Origin of the sequence: Arthrobacter zhaoxinii (assembly GCF_024385505.1) — a bacterium.
GTDB lineage: Bacteria > Actinomycetota > Actinomycetes > Actinomycetales > Micrococcaceae > Arthrobacter_B > Arthrobacter_B zhaoxinii.
In genome coordinates this window covers 476,037-489,923 of record NZ_JANFLT010000001.1, presented here as the reverse complement: position 1 = coordinate 489,923, position 13,887 = coordinate 476,037, and the positions used below count along the sequence as shown (strand labels likewise).

General features: G+C 66.5%; 14 protein-coding genes and 2 tRNA genes. 10 read left to right on the top strand and 6 right to left on the bottom strand.

Annotated features, from left to right (window positions below; translation table 11 throughout):
• Window positions 1-77: 77 nt before the first annotated feature.
• Both NNX37_RS02260 and NNX37_RS02255 read right to left on the bottom strand, forming a co-directional pair.
• Complete coding sequence (locus NNX37_RS02260) at window positions 78-518, bottom strand: hypothetical protein (RefSeq protein WP_255790602.1); 441 nt, start codon at window positions 516-518, stop codon at window positions 78-80.
• Window positions 518-1,696: an amidohydrolase gene (locus NNX37_RS02255; protein ID WP_255790600.1), complete on the bottom strand. Its 1,179-nt coding sequence runs from the start codon at window positions 1,694-1,696 to the stop codon at window positions 518-520. Before NNX37_RS02255 ends, NNX37_RS02260 begins: the two co-directional genes overlap by 1 nt.
• 158 nt (window positions 1,697-1,854) lie before the next feature.
• Here NNX37_RS02255 and NNX37_RS02250 point away from each other — a divergent pair, with 158 nt between their 5' ends.
• On the top strand, window positions 1,855-3,144 hold the full coding sequence (locus NNX37_RS02250; protein ID WP_255790597.1) for a glycosyltransferase 87 family protein: 1,290 nt from the start codon (window positions 1,855-1,857) through the stop codon (window positions 3,142-3,144).
• Window positions 3,145-3,530: 386 nt separating this feature from the next.
• A complete protein-coding gene (locus NNX37_RS02245) occupies window positions 3,531-5,447 on the top strand; it encodes a DEAD/DEAH box helicase (protein WP_455423607.1) in 1,917 nt (638 codons plus the stop codon).
• Between the two features lie 131 nt (window positions 5,448-5,578).
• Here the strand turns inward: NNX37_RS02245 and NNX37_RS02240 are convergent, their stop codons facing one another.
• Window positions 5,579-6,961, bottom strand: coding sequence for a protein kinase domain-containing protein (locus NNX37_RS02240; protein ID WP_255790595.1), 1,383 nt, complete (start codon window positions 6,959-6,961; stop codon window positions 5,579-5,581).
• Between the two features lie 176 nt (window positions 6,962-7,137).
• On the opposite strand from NNX37_RS02240, the gene NNX37_RS02235 reads away from it, so the two are divergent.
• The 8 genes from NNX37_RS02235 (at window position 7,138) to NNX37_RS02200 (ending at window position 11,386) form a co-directional block, all read left to right on the top strand.
• A tRNA-Thr gene (locus NNX37_RS02235) sits at window positions 7,138-7,209 on the top strand.
• A gap of 75 nt (window positions 7,210-7,284) precedes the next feature.
• Window positions 7,285-7,358 (top strand) — tRNA-Met (locus NNX37_RS02230).
• A 208-nt stretch (window positions 7,359-7,566) separates the two neighbouring features.
• Window positions 7,567-8,133 (top strand): type 1 glutamine amidotransferase domain-containing protein, encoded by a 567-nt coding sequence (locus NNX37_RS02225; RefSeq protein ID WP_255790594.1) that lies wholly within the window; start codon window positions 7,567-7,569, stop codon window positions 8,131-8,133.
• Window positions 8,134-8,214: 81 nt separating this feature from the next.
• Complete coding sequence (locus tag NNX37_RS02220; protein ID WP_304658997.1) at window positions 8,215-9,162, top strand: DUF2797 domain-containing protein; 948 nt, start codon at window positions 8,215-8,217, stop codon at window positions 9,160-9,162.
• Between the two features lie 31 nt (window positions 9,163-9,193).
• Window positions 9,194-9,433, top strand: a complete 240-nt coding sequence (locus NNX37_RS02215) for a hypothetical protein (protein WP_255790588.1) — start codon at window positions 9,194-9,196, stop codon at window positions 9,431-9,433.
• Window positions 9,430-9,879, top strand: coding sequence for an FAS1-like dehydratase domain-containing protein (locus NNX37_RS02210; protein ID WP_255790586.1), 450 nt, complete (start codon window positions 9,430-9,432; stop codon window positions 9,877-9,879). Before NNX37_RS02215 ends, NNX37_RS02210 begins: the two co-directional genes overlap by 4 nt.
• Window positions 9,880-9,884: 5 nt before the next feature.
• A complete protein-coding gene (locus tag NNX37_RS02205; RefSeq protein ID WP_255790585.1) occupies window positions 9,885-10,316 on the top strand; it encodes a MaoC family dehydratase in 432 nt (143 codons plus the stop codon).
• Window positions 10,317-10,321: 5 nt separating this feature from the next.
• Window positions 10,322-11,386 carry a UDP-N-acetylmuramate dehydrogenase gene (locus NNX37_RS02200; RefSeq protein ID WP_255790898.1) on the top strand — a complete coding sequence of 355 codons (1,065 nt, stop codon included), beginning with the start codon at window positions 10,322-10,324 and terminating at the stop codon, window positions 11,384-11,386.
• Between the two features lie 51 nt (window positions 11,387-11,437).
• On the opposite strand, the gene NNX37_RS02195 is transcribed toward NNX37_RS02200, so the two are convergent.
• From NNX37_RS02195 to NNX37_RS02185, 3 genes are all read right to left on the bottom strand, one after another.
• Entirely contained in the window at window positions 11,438-11,869 is a 432-nt protein-coding gene (locus NNX37_RS02195) for a hypothetical protein (RefSeq protein WP_255790584.1), read from the bottom strand.
• Window positions 11,870-12,035: 166 nt separating this feature from the next.
• Window positions 12,036-13,184, bottom strand: a complete 1,149-nt coding sequence (gene asd / locus NNX37_RS02190; protein WP_255790582.1) for an aspartate-semialdehyde dehydrogenase — start codon at window positions 13,182-13,184, stop codon at window positions 12,036-12,038.
• A gap of 10 nt (window positions 13,185-13,194) precedes the next feature.
• Window positions 13,195-13,881 (bottom strand): dihydrofolate reductase, encoded by a 687-nt coding sequence (locus tag NNX37_RS02185; protein ID WP_255790581.1) that lies wholly within the window; start codon window positions 13,879-13,881, stop codon window positions 13,195-13,197.
• Between the last annotated feature and the right edge of the window lie 6 nt (window positions 13,882-13,887).

Genomic DNA, 13,887 nt, shown 5'->3' with positions numbered 1-13,887 from the left:
TGTTCCCCGGCATAAACGAATTGGCCGATGCGAAAGCGCCCGGGGCATACCGTGCCCCTCAACCTGCCGCTTCCGGTCTAGCGGGGCCTGCGGGGCTTACGCTTCTTCGGGTCGCGAAGCTGGAAATACTTGTTGCTCTGCGGCAGCCAGAGCAGCGCCGTGCAGACCAGCAGCACCACGCCTACGGCTACGAGGGCCGGCCCGCGAAACAGGAACGGGAACCCGGCAATCACTCCGATGCTGCTCAGAGTTTCCCGGGCGCTGCGCTTACCTGAACGCAGCCGCAGCACGCTGTAGGCGCTCACTGCGGCGAGCACCAACGCAAGGATCCCCAGCAGGGTCAGCGCAGCACTGTCCTGATGCTGGGTCCGGGCCGAAACAATAAAGGAAACGCCCGCAACGGCAACCAGGAGGGCAGCCACCAGCCAGGCAGCCCCGGCAGCACGGATGATGCCGGGCGGGGGAGTGCGCCACGGAGTAGTGCCCGGACCCGCGGGCTTGCTTGAACCCGGTCCCATCAGCGCGGCGCCACAATCTGTTCGCGGGCCTCAAGATCGTAGCGGTAGACTTCGCGGCCGCCGATCCACACCTTCAGCACCCGCTGCATAACGTCCAGCGGATCGCCGCTCCACAGGACAAGATCCGCATCCTTGCCCGGTTCCAGCGAACCGAGCCGGTCCGCAAGGCCCAGAACCCGAGCGGGATTGATGGTCACCGCACGCAGTGCCTCGTCGCGGTCCAGGCCCTCCTTCACGGCGAGCGCGGCCTGGAAGATCAGGAAGTTGATGGGTACTACGGGGTGGTCGGTGATGATGGAGATTTCCACTCCCGCCGCCGCCAGCTTCCCGGGGTTGGCCATGCTGCGGCCACGCAGCTCCACCTTTGAGCGGGTAGTGAACAGCGGGCCGATCAGAACCGGCACGCCGCGTTCGGCGAGCACATCGGCCAACAGGTGGGCCTCGGTCCCGTGGTCGAGCACCAGGTCGTAGCCGAACTCCTCGGCGAGGCGCAGCGCAGTGCCGATGTCATCGGCGCGGTGGGCGTGCTGGCGCCACGGGATTTCCCGGCGCAGCACCATGGCCAGAGCCTCCAGATGAGGGTCCCGCGTGTTCGGGTCGGCCTTGCCCAGATAGTTCTGCGCCTCCATAAACGCCTGCCGGATAACCATCGCCGTGCCCAGCCGGGTGGACGGGGTCTGCTTCTTGTCGCTGTAGATCCGCTTCGGGTTCTCGCCCAGCGCGGACTTCAGCCCGCTGGGCGCACGCAGCACCATTTCCTCCAAATAGCGCCCGTGCGTGTGCAGGGCCACTGCCTGCCCGCCGATCGGGTTGCCGGATCCGGGATTGATGTTCGCAGTGGTCACTCCGCCGGCAAGGGCGTCGTCGAACCCCGTGTCAAAGGGATTCACGGCATCCAGCGCCCGGACCCCGGCCATCACGGGGTCCGTCATTTCGTTGGAATCATTGCCGGCCCAGCCTTCGCCCTCTTCATGCACGCCAAGGTGGGTATGCGCATCCACGAGCCCGGGCAGCAGCCACTGCCCGCCGGCGTCGAGCACCTCTGCGTTCCCGGGTACAACGACGTCGGGACCCAGTTCGCGGACCCGTCCGTCCTCGATGAGGACGGTGCCGTGGAAGGAGGCGCCCGTGACAGGAACCACGCGGGCATTGGTGAGGGCTAGAAGCGCGGGGGACATGGAGGACCTTTCGCTTGCTGATCTGGTCCGGCCAGCCTATCGCCTGCCTTTGGACGGGGGAGGCGGGGCAGGCTGGCCGGTAGACTTGCCATGATCAATATCGCCGAACAACGCCATGCCGCGCCACGTGCGCGGCCGGCGTCTTTGCAGGGAGAACAATGGGCCAGATCCACCGATCCGCCTTCGTGCGGACCGTTGCGACCCTGGGGGCGCTGGCACTTGCCGGGCTGCTCGTATGGACAGCTTTCGACTTGTCGCCGCGCCACGGCCTCGACTTCAGTGTCTACCTTTCCGGCGGGCAGAGCGTCCTCGACGCCGCCGGGGAACTGTATACGAAGTCGGTCCAGTACGACGCCGACAGCAGTCTGCTCTTCACCTATCCGCCTTTCGCGGCGCTGGTCTTTGCCGTGCTGGCACCGTTCGGCCAGAGCCTGGGGCTGAACATCTTCACCGGGATCTCCATCGCCATTGCCGCAGCCACCGCCGTCTGGGCAGTCCGCTATGTCTTCCGCCGCCGGGGCGCGGTGGACGTACTCCGCCACCCCTGGCTCCGGCCGCTGGCGATCGCCGGGACAGGGTTGATCGTGCTGTTCGGACCGTGGCGCGAAACGCAGGCCTTCGGACAGATCAACATTTTGCTCTTCGGGCTGATCATGGCCGACTTCGTGATCAAGAAGGAGGGCTGGCCCACCGGCCTGCTGACCGGAGTGGCGGCCGGATTGAAGCTCACCCCGCTGGTGTTCGGCCTGTACTTCCTGGCCCGGGGCGACTGGCGCGGGCTGCGCAACATGACCTACGGCTTCCTTTCAACCTTCGCCCTGGGGTTCCTGATCCTCCCGCGCGAATCACGCACCTACTGGCTGGACCTGCTGCCTGACACCTCACGGATCGGCGGGGCCGGCTACGTGGACAACCTCTCCATCAAGGGCGCGATCCTGCACTTCGGCGGCCCGGATTTCCCCGTCGACCTCCCGTGGCTGATCCTGTCCCTGGCAGCCGTTGCCGCTACGGCCGTCATCATCCGCATTGCCGGCAACCGCGGACAGACCTTCACCGCGCTGGCCGCCGCCGCACTGCTGATGCTGCTGATTTCCCCCGTGTCCTGGTCCCACCACTGGGTCTGGGTGGCCCTCTTCATCCCCGTCCTGGCGCGGAACCTCATGGACCTCGGTCCCGGGCAGCGGAAGCTGCGGATCGCCGGCCTCATCCTGCTCGCATCCTCGCTGGTCATCTTCATCTACTCACCCAAGACAATCGGCGAGCTGTTCAACGCGCCGAACCTGGACTCCCAGCTGCCCGAGCCATGGCTGATGGCTTCCAGCATCGGTGTCTTCTGGGGCATCGGACTGCTGGCCTGGTGGCTGGCGGGGTACTGGGGCAGCCGCCCCAGCCAGTGGTGGCGCAACAACCCGCCCGAGCTGCTGCGCGCCCCGGAGCCGCAGCCCTAGACTGCCGGGGAAAGTCCACCCGCGGGGACTGGCCGGAGACCTGTTGGAAGGCCCTGTGCCCAAGGTCACCGCCCCGGACCACGTACCCGACGCCGGTATGCCGTACACTGGAAAACATCCCCCACTCCGGTATTCCCTTATTTTCCTGCGGTTCATCGAGATTTTCATCGAAAATCACCACCGAAACCCGTACGGTACGTTGTGTTGGGGCCCGCATTTCTTATGCGGGCAGATTCATCTTTTGGGGAGCGCCGGCAAAGAAATCGTCACACCGGTCGTAGACACAATCCAGTGAAATCGGCCCACAGCTGTGACGGAAAGTCCTGCCTGGGATTGCAACAGCGCCGGACTTACGTCCCGCAGCCTCTTGGTTGCCTGGTCCCCGATTGAATGAGGATTACCTCTTGTCTGAAGCCACGCTGGAAAACACCAACGTCGAAAATGCCACTCCCGAAACCGAAGAGAACACAGTGCTGTTCAGTGACTTCGGATTGGACGAGCGCGTCCTGGCAGCCCTGAAGGATGTCGGCTACGTAACGCCGTCTCCCATCCAGGCAGCTACCATCCCCCTGCTGCTCGAAGGCCGCGACGTCGTCGGCCTGGCCCAGACGGGTACCGGCAAGACCGCGGCCTTCGCGGTTCCCGCCCTGTCCCTGCTCGCCGGCCGCCCGGCAACCAAGGACACCCAGGTCCTGGTGCTTGCACCGACCCGTGAACTGGCCCTGCAGTCTGCAGAAGCCTTCACCTCCTACGCAGTCCACATGGATGGCATCACCGTGCTTCCCGTGTACGGCGGTTCCGCCTACGGCCCCCAGCTCAACGGCCTCCGCCGCGGCGCCCAGGTTGTTGTTGGCACCCCCGGCCGTGTGATTGACCACATCGCCAAGGGTTCCCTGAACCTGTCCAACCTCGAGTACCTGGTGCTCGATGAGGCTGACGAAATGCTGCGCATGGGCTTCGCCGAAGACGTGGAGCAGATCCTTTCCTCCACTCCGGCGAGCAAGCAGGTTGCCCTGTTCTCCGCCACCATGCCGCCGGCCATCCGCAAGATTGCCAAGAAGTACCTGAACAACGCTGCGGAAATCACGGTCAAGTCCAAGACCACCACCGGTGCCAACACCCGCCAGCGCTATGTGCAGGTCATGGGCCCGCACAAGCTCGATGCAATGACCCGCATCCTGGAAACCGAAGAGTTCGACGGCGTTATCGCGTTCGTCCGGACCAAGGCTGCCACCGAAGACCTGGCTGACAAGCTCAAGGACCGCGGCTACAACGCCGCCGCCATCAACGGCGACATCCCGCAGCAGCAGCGCGAACGCACGGTCGAGGCCCTCCGCGACGGCAAGATCGACATCCTGGTTGCCACGGATGTTGCCGCCCGAGGCCTCGACGTCGAGCGCATCAGCCACGTCGTCAACTACGACATCCCGCACGACACGGAGTCCTACGTCCACCGCATCGGCCGCACCGGCCGTGCAGGACGCACCGGCGACGCCATCCTGTTCATGACCCCCCGCGAGAAGTACCTGCTGCGGGCCATTGAAAAGGCAACCCGCCAGCCGGTGGAGCACATGCAGCTCCCCAGCGTCGACGTTGTCAACGAGAAGCGCCTGGCCAAGTTCTCCGAGAAGATCACGGAAACCCTCGGTTCCGAGGACATCGCGGTGTTCCGGGACCTGGTGACCAAGTACCTGGCCGAGCACGAAGTTCCCGCCGAAGACGTTGCAGCAGCCCTGGCCGTCATGGCCCAGGGTGGCCGCGACCTGCTGCTGCGGGAAATCCCGGTGGCTCCGGCCCGCCAGCGCGAGCGTTCCGAAGGCCGCAACGACGGCGTCGGCTCCCGCGGCCCGACGCGCCCGCTGACCGAAGGCAATGCAACGTACCGCATCGCCGTCGGCCGCCGCCAGCGCGTCCTGCCCGGCTCGATTGTCGGCGCCATTGCCAACGAGGGCGGCCTGTCCTCCGCACAGATCGGCGGCATCGATATCCGTGCCGACCACACCCTGGTGGAGCTGCCCGCTGACCTGTCCAAGGATCAGCTGCGTGCCCTGTCCCGCACCCGGATCGGCGGCGAGCTGATCCACCTCGAGCTGGACAAGGGTCGCAAGCCGGCCCGCGAGCGTGAAGGCGGCGGCAGCTTCAACGACCGCGCCGACCGCGGCGGCTTCAAGAAGGATTTCAAGAAGCGCGACGGCGAGCGTTCCTTCGGGGACCGCGGCAGCGACCGCCCGTTCAAGAAGCGTGAAGGCGGCTTCCGCGACGCTGCCGCCACCGGTGCCCGCAAGCCCCGCTTCCGCGACTAGGAAGCAGCGGCGCCCGTAGCCTAGGGCGCCGCACCGCAGTGCCGGACAAGAAGAAGGGCGCCTCCCGAAGCGGGAGGCGCCCTTCTTCTTTTGTTTGTCCGGGTGGTTGTTTGTCCGGTTGGCTCGTCCGGCTACTGCCCCGACCCGCCGGCACGGCGGCTCTCGAGGCGCATTTCCAGGTCGTTCATGACAATCGCGGCCAGGTCCGAGAGGGTTGCCTCGTCCTCGGGGGAGAAAGTCCGAGGCTTCGTGTCCAGGATGCAGAACGTGCCCAGATTGAACCCGTCACTGGTCTGCAGCGGAACGCCTGCGTAGAACTGCAGGCCGAAGTCCCCGGCCACCAGCGGGTTGGCCAGCGTCCTCGAATCCCGCCGGGCGTCGTCGACCACATAGACGCCGTCCTGCAGGATGGCAGAGGCGCACAGGCCCGGGTCCCGGCCAATCTCCACGGCTTCGGTGCCGTGGTGGGACTTGAACCAGATCCGGTCCGTGTCCACCACGCTGACGATGGCCACCGGCACGTCGAAGAGCCGGGATGCCAGCGCAGTGACCCGGTCGAAGGCACCGTCCGGGGGAGTGTCCAGCAGCTCGTAGCGGCGCACCGCATCCATGCGCTGCGCTTCATCGGCGGGCAGGATTTCCGGATTCACGCGGTGCCGGCCGCGTGCGGCGACGATCATGTCATAGAGGACCTGGGAGACGTCATGGGCGCTGGGGCGCTCTGCCGCGTCCTGTGCGGTCATGGCCCGCAGCAGGGGTTCCCAGTCAGAACCGAGCTCCAACGGGATCTCAGGGTCCCTCAGGAGGCGTGCGAGGGCGCTTTCCAGGGCGGGACCGGGGAAGGCGGGTTTCCCGGTGAGGCACTGCAGCAGCACCAGGCCCAGGGAATAGACATCGCTCCACGGGCCGGCCTGTTCTCCGCGGGCCTGCTCGGGACTCATGAACGCCGCGGTGCCGGAGAACGTGCCGTGCTGTGACTGCGGATCATTGGCCACGAGGGCGACACCGAAGTCGGTGAGCTTGGCCCGGATACGGGCATCGGCGCTGCGGTAGTCGAACAGCATGATATTCGCGGGCTTCACGTCCCGGTGCACCACGCCGTTGTCGTGGATGTACTCCAGGCCGATGGCCAGGTCATACCCCAGCAGGGCGGCCTGCCGGCGGGGCAGTGCGCCCTCTTTCAGTCGCTCGCGCAGGTCCAGGCCCTGGACAAGTTCCATCACAAGATAAATCAGCGGCGAGTCCGGGTCGGAGGAGTCGGACCCGGCATCCAGCAGGGTGACCAGGCTGTGGTGGTTCAGGCGCGCCAGGATCTTGGCCTCGGCGTCGCTGCGCCGAAGGTCCACGTCGCTGGTGGCCGACGGGCGGATGATCTTCACCGCTACGTCGCGGCCGAGGAATTCATCCTTGGCCCGGTGGACGGTGCCCATGGCACCTGCCCCGATCTGATTCAGGAGCCGGTATCTTCCACCCAGGAAGAGGCCGTCTGAAACGTGGTTCGGCACTATGCTCACGTGCCCTCGCTTTCTCGTAGCATAAGCATACTGACAAAATGGTTCCCGGGCTCACTTTTGGGACCGTCCCGGACCGTGTGTCGGACGGGTGGAAAAGTGTCGCTGGTCACCTTTCCCGGATATGGCACGTTTCGATTTCATGTTCCCGAAAAGTGCTGGTAGAGTTTTATGTCGTTGCCCCGATAGCTCAGTGGTAGAGCGCCATCTTGGTAAGATGGAGGTCCCGGGATCGATTCCCGGTCGGGGCTCTCAATGGGAGGGCCCGCGTTGCTAAGGCTGTTTGTTTTGCAGAGGCCTAGGTAGGGCGGGCTTCACTCATTTTTGGCGGTGTAGCTCAGTTGGTTAGAGCGCACGACTCATAATCGTGAGGTCGGGAGATCGAGCCTCCCCACCGCTACGGACAAACCCTCGGAATCCTAGGATTCCGAGGGTTTTTTCGTTGCCTGGCCCCGCTCGCCGGAAGCTCCATAAGGTTGCTTATCAATGCCGGTTTTCCATAGGGTGGCCATAGCGGGAACCGGAAGGTTTCCGGATCGATCACCACCACCGTAGAAGAACCGCTGCGGCTGAATGTTTCCGCCGCAGCTGAAACGAACGGAGTTCCCATGGCAGAGCACGACATTTCCGGCAAGAAGGTAGCTTTCCTCCTCACCGACGGCGTGGAGCAGATTGAGCTGACCAGCCCCTGGGAAGCGGTGAAGAGTGCCGGCGGACAGCCGGTCCTCGTGTCCCCGAAGAAGGGCACCGTCCAGGGGTTCGACGGCATGGACAAGGGTGAAACCTTCACCGTCGACCTGGACGTTGCCGACGCCGACGCGAGCGACTTCGACGCGCTGGTCCTGCCCGGCGGCGTCGTCAACGCCGACTTCCTCCGCGTGGACAAGAACGCCCAGCAGTTTGCCCGTGCCTTCTTCGAGGCGCACAAGCCCGTCGCTTCCATCTGCCACGGCCCGTGGCTGCTGATCGAGGCCGGCGTCGTCAAGGGACGCGATCTGACGTCGTACCACACGCTGGCAACGGACCTGAAGAACGCCGGCGCAAACTGGACCGACGAGGAAGTGGTGGTGGACCAGGGCTTCGTCACCAGCCGCAACCCGGACGATCTGCCGGCCTTCAACGACAAGCTCGTTGAGGAAATCGCAGAAGGGGAACACGCGGGCCAGCACGCCTGACGCCTCCCGAAACACCGCCGAAGGGTGGGGTAACGTGAAAAACGTTATCCCACCCTTTTGGCGTTTTCCGGGAGGTCCACCATGCCCGCAGCCGGGAGCACCGCAGCGTCCGCCGATGCCGGCAGGTTCCTGTGCTCGGGGACGTCCTGGGACTCCTCCGGACCGAATCTGGTACTGTACCGGCCCGACGGGACGCCTTCCAGGCAGCGGCTTTCCCCGGGCACCGAACTCCGGTTCCGTGTCCTGGCGGACACCAACGGGAACGGGAAGTTCTGCCTTGGCTCCTGGCAGGTGAACGACGGCGTCCAGTCCCACACGCCCTGTCCCGGACAGGCTCCCGCCGAGCGCGGTTACCAGTGCAGCAGCTGCTTCATCCGCGACGAGGTGCGCGGCATCCACAACAGCCACCGTGCGGACAACATCCCCGAGGCGCTGCGCCGCTACCTGGAGCAGCCGCACTGGCTGTACGTGGCCACGTTCGCCGACGGGTCCACCAAGGTCGGCACTGCCGCGGACGGACGCAAACAGCTCCGCCTGATCGAGCAGGGGGCGGTCTGCGCCCGGTACGTTGCCCGGGCCGGCGACGGCATGGTGGTGCGGGTGCTGGAGGACGCCGTCACCGCCGTAGTGGGTCTGCAGCAGGCAGTCCGGGCTGGAACCAAAACGGCAGCGCTGACCCGCCCGCTGGCCGCCGGGGAACTGGATGCCCGCAACGCCGAAGCTGCCGAGTCGGTGCGGACCATGCTGGCGGACACGGGGGTTACCGGGTTCCGGACGGCCGACGAAGTCTGGGAGCCGCCGGCCCAGTTCGCCACCGTCCTGGACACGCCGTGTGAACTGTATCCGTGCGATCCCGGAGCCGGGGAGCACGGCATGGTCATATCGGCGGTCCTGGGCGCCACGGCCCTGGTCCGGGTGGACGGCGAGGAAACCCTGTTCGCCGCGGATCTGTCCCGGCTGAAGGGCCGACGGCTGGAGTACGGCCCCTTCCGTACCGCGGTCCCGGCGCTGCAGGCCGCGCTGTTCTAAGCCGCCCCGGCCGCCCCTGTATTCTGAAGACATGCTAAATACCCCCTGGGAAACCGGCTCGCCCCTGTACCGGAAACTTGTCGTGAGCGCCCTGGCCATCAGCGGCGCCGGGGTGCTGCTGGTACTCCTGGGAGCGGTCCTGGACAACCAGGTCCTGATGTACATTGCCCTTCCCCTGATTGTGGTGGGCCTGAGCACACACCTGACCGGCATGGTGGTCCGCGCCAGGGATACCCGGCGCCGTATCAAGGGCATGGAAGGCAACAAATGAGCATCAACCCCGAACTCCTGGGCCGCACCTACCCGGCAGGGGCGGCATACTCCGTGGGCCGTGAAAAGATCCGCGAATTCGCCACGGCCGTCAAAGCCACGCACCCGGCCCACTTCGACGTCGCCCGTGCGCAGGAGCTGGGCTACGCCGACCTTGTCGCCCCGCCCACCTTCGCCATCATTGTTGCCCAGCGTGCCGATGCACTGCTGGTCGCGGATCCCGACGCCGGCATCGACTTCTCCCGGGTGGTCCACGCCGACCAGCGCTTCACCCACCACCGTCCCATCGTGGCCGGAGACGAACTGGTGGCCGAGCTGCACGTGGACGCCGTCCGGGCGATGGGTGACGGCGCCCTGATCACCACCCGCGCGGAGATCTCCACGACCGAGGGCGAGCAGGTAGCCACCACCCTTTCATCCATCCTCGTCCGCGGAGAGGGGCAGTAACCGCTATGTCCATTGCACTGAGTGAACTGTCCAAGGGCAGCGAGATCGGTTCCACCGCGCTGGAAATCTCCCGCGCGGACCTGATCCGCTACGCCGGTGCCTCCGGCGACTTCAACCCCATCCACTGGAACGAGCGCTTCGCGCGCGGGGTGGAACTGCCCGGCGTCATTGCACACGGCATGTTCACCATGGGCACCGCCGTCCAGCTGGTGACCGACTGGATCGGCGACCCGGGAGCGGTGATCGATTACCAGACGCGCTTCACCCGGCCGGTCCTGGTGGAGGACATCGACGGCGCCCCCGGGGCGGTCGTGGAGGTGGTGGGAGTTATCGGAGCCATCGACGCGGACAACTCGACGGCCCGCGTTGACCTCACGGTGACGTTCAACGGCCAGAAGGTGCTGGTCAAGGCCCAGGCAGTGGTGCGGATCTGGTGACAGCATTGACCCGGATGCCGCTGGCCTCCCTGACCACGGCACGCGTCGGCGGCCCCGCCCGCCGCTACCTCGAGGCGGAAACCGAAGACGAACTGATCATTGCCGTCCGCGCCGCGGATGAAGCGGGGGAGCCCCTGCTGATCATCGGCGGCGGCTCCAACCTGCTGATTTCCGACGACGGGTTCGACGGCGCCGTCATCCACATCGCCAGCCGCGGCGTGGACCTCCGTGAGGCCGGCGACGGCACGGCCGTCCTGCGTGCCGAGGCCGGGCACCCGTGGGACGAACTGGTCGCGTACACGCTGTCCCAGGGCTACTCCGGCCTGGAGGCGCTGTCCGGCATTCCCGGACTGGCCGGGGCGACGCCGGTGCAGAACGTGGGTGCCTACGGCGCCGACGTCTCGCAGTCCATCACTTCGGTGCGCGCCTGGGACCGCAAAGAACGCACGGTGGTGGAATTCGCCAATGCAGACCTGGGGTTCGGCTACCGGGACTCGGTGCTCAAGCGCAGCACGGTCAACGGATCGCCCCGCTACGTGGTGCTGACCGTGGAGTTTGCCCTCTCCAAGGGATCCACCAGCGCCCCGGTCCGCTACGCCGAGCTGGCCCGGGCACTGGGTGTGGACATCGGCGAACGCGCCGACGCCGTGGACGTGCGCCGCGAGGTCCTGCAGCTGCGGGCAGGCAAGGGTATGGTCCTGGATGCTTCGGACCCGGACACCTACAGCACCGGTTCCTTCTTCACGAACCCCATCGTGGACGAAGCGACGGCGGCACAACTGCCCGCCGACGCCCCCCGCTACCCCGTGGCGGAGCCCGGCAGAGTGAAGCTCAGCGCGGCCTGGCTCATCAGCCACGCCGGTTTCCGCAAGGGCTTCGGGCTGGCACCGGAAGACGGGACCGGCGGGCGGGCCTCACTGTCCACCAAACACACCCTGGCTGTGACGAACCGCGGTGAGGCCACTGCCGAAGACCTGCTGGTGGTCGCCCGGGCGGTCGCGTCCGGCGTAGAGAAGGCCTTCGGCATCCGGCTCCACCCCGAGCCGCTGCTGGTGAACTGCACGCTCTAACGAGTCCCGCTGCCGGCCCGGCTGGGATTAGCCGCTGCACAAGTTGCAGGACTACTCCCGTGCCGGTCGCTTCCGCGCCTGCGCGGCGGCTGCCCGCGCACTCCGGATGGCAGGACTGTCCCGGCGTGCGTCCAGCAGGCAGCTGTTGCACAGCCACTGGATGAGCCGCGGTGTCAGGGCCACCTGGGTCCGCCGGTCCTGCAGGTCCGGCAGCAGCCACTCCGGCTCCAGGAACCCGCTGAGGGCATAGGCGAGCTCGTGGGCGCCGAACAGCCGGGCAAAGGCCGCCTCCGGCTCAAGGCTCTGCTCAAGCGCCAGCAGCGCCCGGTCCTCCGCACCGAGGATGCCGAACCCCTCGGCCTCCAGATACCGGCGCAGCTGCAGGGCCACACGGAGATAGCGGGCCCGGGTGGGGGTCTGCTTTCCGACACAGCTGAAGGTGAAGAAAGTGTTGAGGATGGCATCCACGCTTTGCTGCTCCATGCGGACACCATGCCACCCGGCACTGACAATTTGAGGCCCTGTAGGTTAAGCCACCAACCGGTCCTCGGCGCTACCGCCCGTCACCTCGCCGCCAGTTCCGCCATCGCCCCTTAACCCGGACCGGGACCGCTTCCCGAAGGAGGCGGACCCGGTGGGGAAGGGAAAATCAGAGGTTGCCGGTGGCGATGCGCAGCATCCGGCGCAGCGGCTCGGCAGCACCCCAGAGCAGCTGGTCTCCGATGGTGAACGCGCTGATGTACTCCGGCCCCATTTCCAGCTTGCGGATGCGGCCCACGGGGATGTCCAGCGTGCCCGTCACCGCCACCGGAGTCAGCTCGGCCATGGTGGCTTCCTTGGTGTTGGGCACCACCTTGGACCACTCGTTGTCCGCGTCGATGATCTTTTCGATCTCGGCCACGGAGAGGTCCTCGGTCAGCTTCAGGGTCAGGGCCTGCGAGTGGGAGCGCATGGCACCGATCCGTACGCACAGCCCGTCGAACGGAATCCGTCCGGCGGTCCCGCGGCCCAGGATCTTGTTGGTCTCAGCCCCGCCCTTCCACTCTTCCTTGGACATGCCGTTCCCCAGGTCCGCATCGATCCACGGGATGACGGATCCCGCCAGCGGCACGCCGAACTGGGAGGAGTCCATGGAGGGGTTTTTCTGCTGGGCCAGGACCGCACGGTCAATCTCCAGGATGGCCGAGGCCGGATCGGCGAGGTTGGGCGCCACCGCAGCGTTGAGCGCTCCGAACTGGTTGAGCAGTTCGCGCATATGCCGGGCGCCGCCGCCGGAGGCCGCCTGGTAGGTCATGGAGGTACCCCACTCGACCAGGCCGTTGCGGAATAGTCCGCCCAGGCCCATCAGCATGCAGGACACCGTGCAGTTGCCGCCCACGAAATTCTTCACGCCGCGGGCCAGTCCGGCGTCGATGACCTCGCGGTTCACCGGGTCCAGCACGATGATGGCGTCGTCTTCCATCCGCAGCGTGGAAGCGGCATCGATCCAGATGCCGTCCCAGCCCGCTGCGCGCAGTTTAGGGAAGATTTCCGCCGTGTAGTCTCCGCCCTGGGCGGTGACGATGATCGGCAGCTTGGCCAGCGCGTCGACGTCGTACGCATCCTGCAGCGGCCCGGCACCTGTTGCGAAGGCCGGCGCGTCGCCGCCGGCGTTGGAGGTCGAGAAGAACACCGGGTTGATCAGGTCAAAGTCGCCTTCGTCCTGCATACGCTGCATCAGGACGGAGCCGACCATGCCGCGCCAGCCGATGAAACCCGCAGTGGGAATGCCTGCAGGGGAAACGGGGGAAGAAGTCATGGTTTCCACTCTAGGCCAGCGGTGCGGCTGCGTCTGCGTTGTCTGCGTCACGGCCGGCGGCCTCGCGGTTCCGGGTCGAGAGGGCAATCCGGTACCGCGTGCCGTTGGCGGACGTGTACCAATCGGCGGCCGGGCTGACGCCGGTGAAGGTCCAGTCCGGTCCCAGGGGAGGGGCGAAGGTGTCGCCTTCGGTTTCCATGTCGATCACCGTCACCACCGCGGTGTTGGCCAGCGGAACGGCAGCCTCATACAGCTGCGCACCGCCGATGATCCAGATCTCCCCGCTGCCGGGACTGGTGCCGGCCGCCGCCAGGGCATCCTCCAATGAGCCGACGACGACGGCGCCGGCCCCTGCTGCTTCGTCCCGTAGCCCGGGGCTGGAGGACACAATGATGTTGGTCCGGCCGGGCAGCGGACGGTACGCCGCGGGGAAGGACTCCCAGGTCCGGCGGCCCATGATCACCGGGTGTCCCGACGTCGTGGCCTTGAAGTGCGCCATGTCCTCCGGCAGGTGCCACGGCATGCCGCCGTCGAGCCCGATGACGCCGTCGACGGTCTGGGCCCACACCAGGCCGATCAGCGGCTCTCCGTCGGGTACCGTGCCGTGCCGGGCGAGGACCTGCTCCAGGTCTTCGCCGTCACGGGCTGCGCCGCCTACGGGGTAGTAGCGGGTGGGGATGGGTGCTGGGGAGCTCATGCAGGT

Excerpts from the sequence above, each read along its gene's own strand:
- NNX37_RS02260 (WP_255790602.1), bottom strand. The coding sequence starts at position 518 with ATGGGACCGGGTTCAAGCAAGCCCGCGGGTCCGGGCACTACTCCGTGG.
- NNX37_RS02255 (WP_255790600.1), bottom strand. The coding sequence starts at position 1,696 with ATGTCCCCCGCGCTTCTAGCCCTCACCAATGCCCGCGTGGTTCCTGTC.
- NNX37_RS02250 (WP_255790597.1), top strand. The coding sequence starts at position 1,855 with ATGGGCCAGATCCACCGATCCGCCTTCGTGCGGACCGTTGCGACCCTG.
- NNX37_RS02225 (WP_255790594.1), top strand. The coding sequence starts at position 7,567 with ATGGCAGAGCACGACATTTCCGGCAAGAAGGTAGCTTTCCTCCTCACC.
- NNX37_RS02220 (WP_304658997.1), top strand. The coding sequence starts at position 8,215 with ATGCCCGCAGCCGGGAGCACCGCAGCGTCCGCCGATGCCGGCAGGTTC.
- NNX37_RS02215 (WP_255790588.1), top strand. The coding sequence starts at position 9,194 with ATGCTAAATACCCCCTGGGAAACCGGCTCGCCCCTGTACCGGAAACTT.
- NNX37_RS02210 (WP_255790586.1), top strand. The coding sequence starts at position 9,430 with ATGAGCATCAACCCCGAACTCCTGGGCCGCACCTACCCGGCAGGGGCG.
- NNX37_RS02205 (WP_255790585.1), top strand. The coding sequence starts at position 9,885 with ATGTCCATTGCACTGAGTGAACTGTCCAAGGGCAGCGAGATCGGTTCC.
- NNX37_RS02195 (WP_255790584.1), bottom strand. The coding sequence starts at position 11,869 with ATGGAGCAGCAAAGCGTGGATGCCATCCTCAACACTTTCTTCACCTTC.
- asd (WP_255790582.1), bottom strand. The coding sequence starts at position 13,184 with ATGACTTCTTCCCCCGTTTCCCCTGCAGGCATTCCCACTGCGGGTTTC.
- NNX37_RS02185 (WP_255790581.1), bottom strand. The coding sequence starts at position 13,881 with ATGAGCTCCCCAGCACCCATCCCCACCCGCTACTACCCCGTAGGCGGC.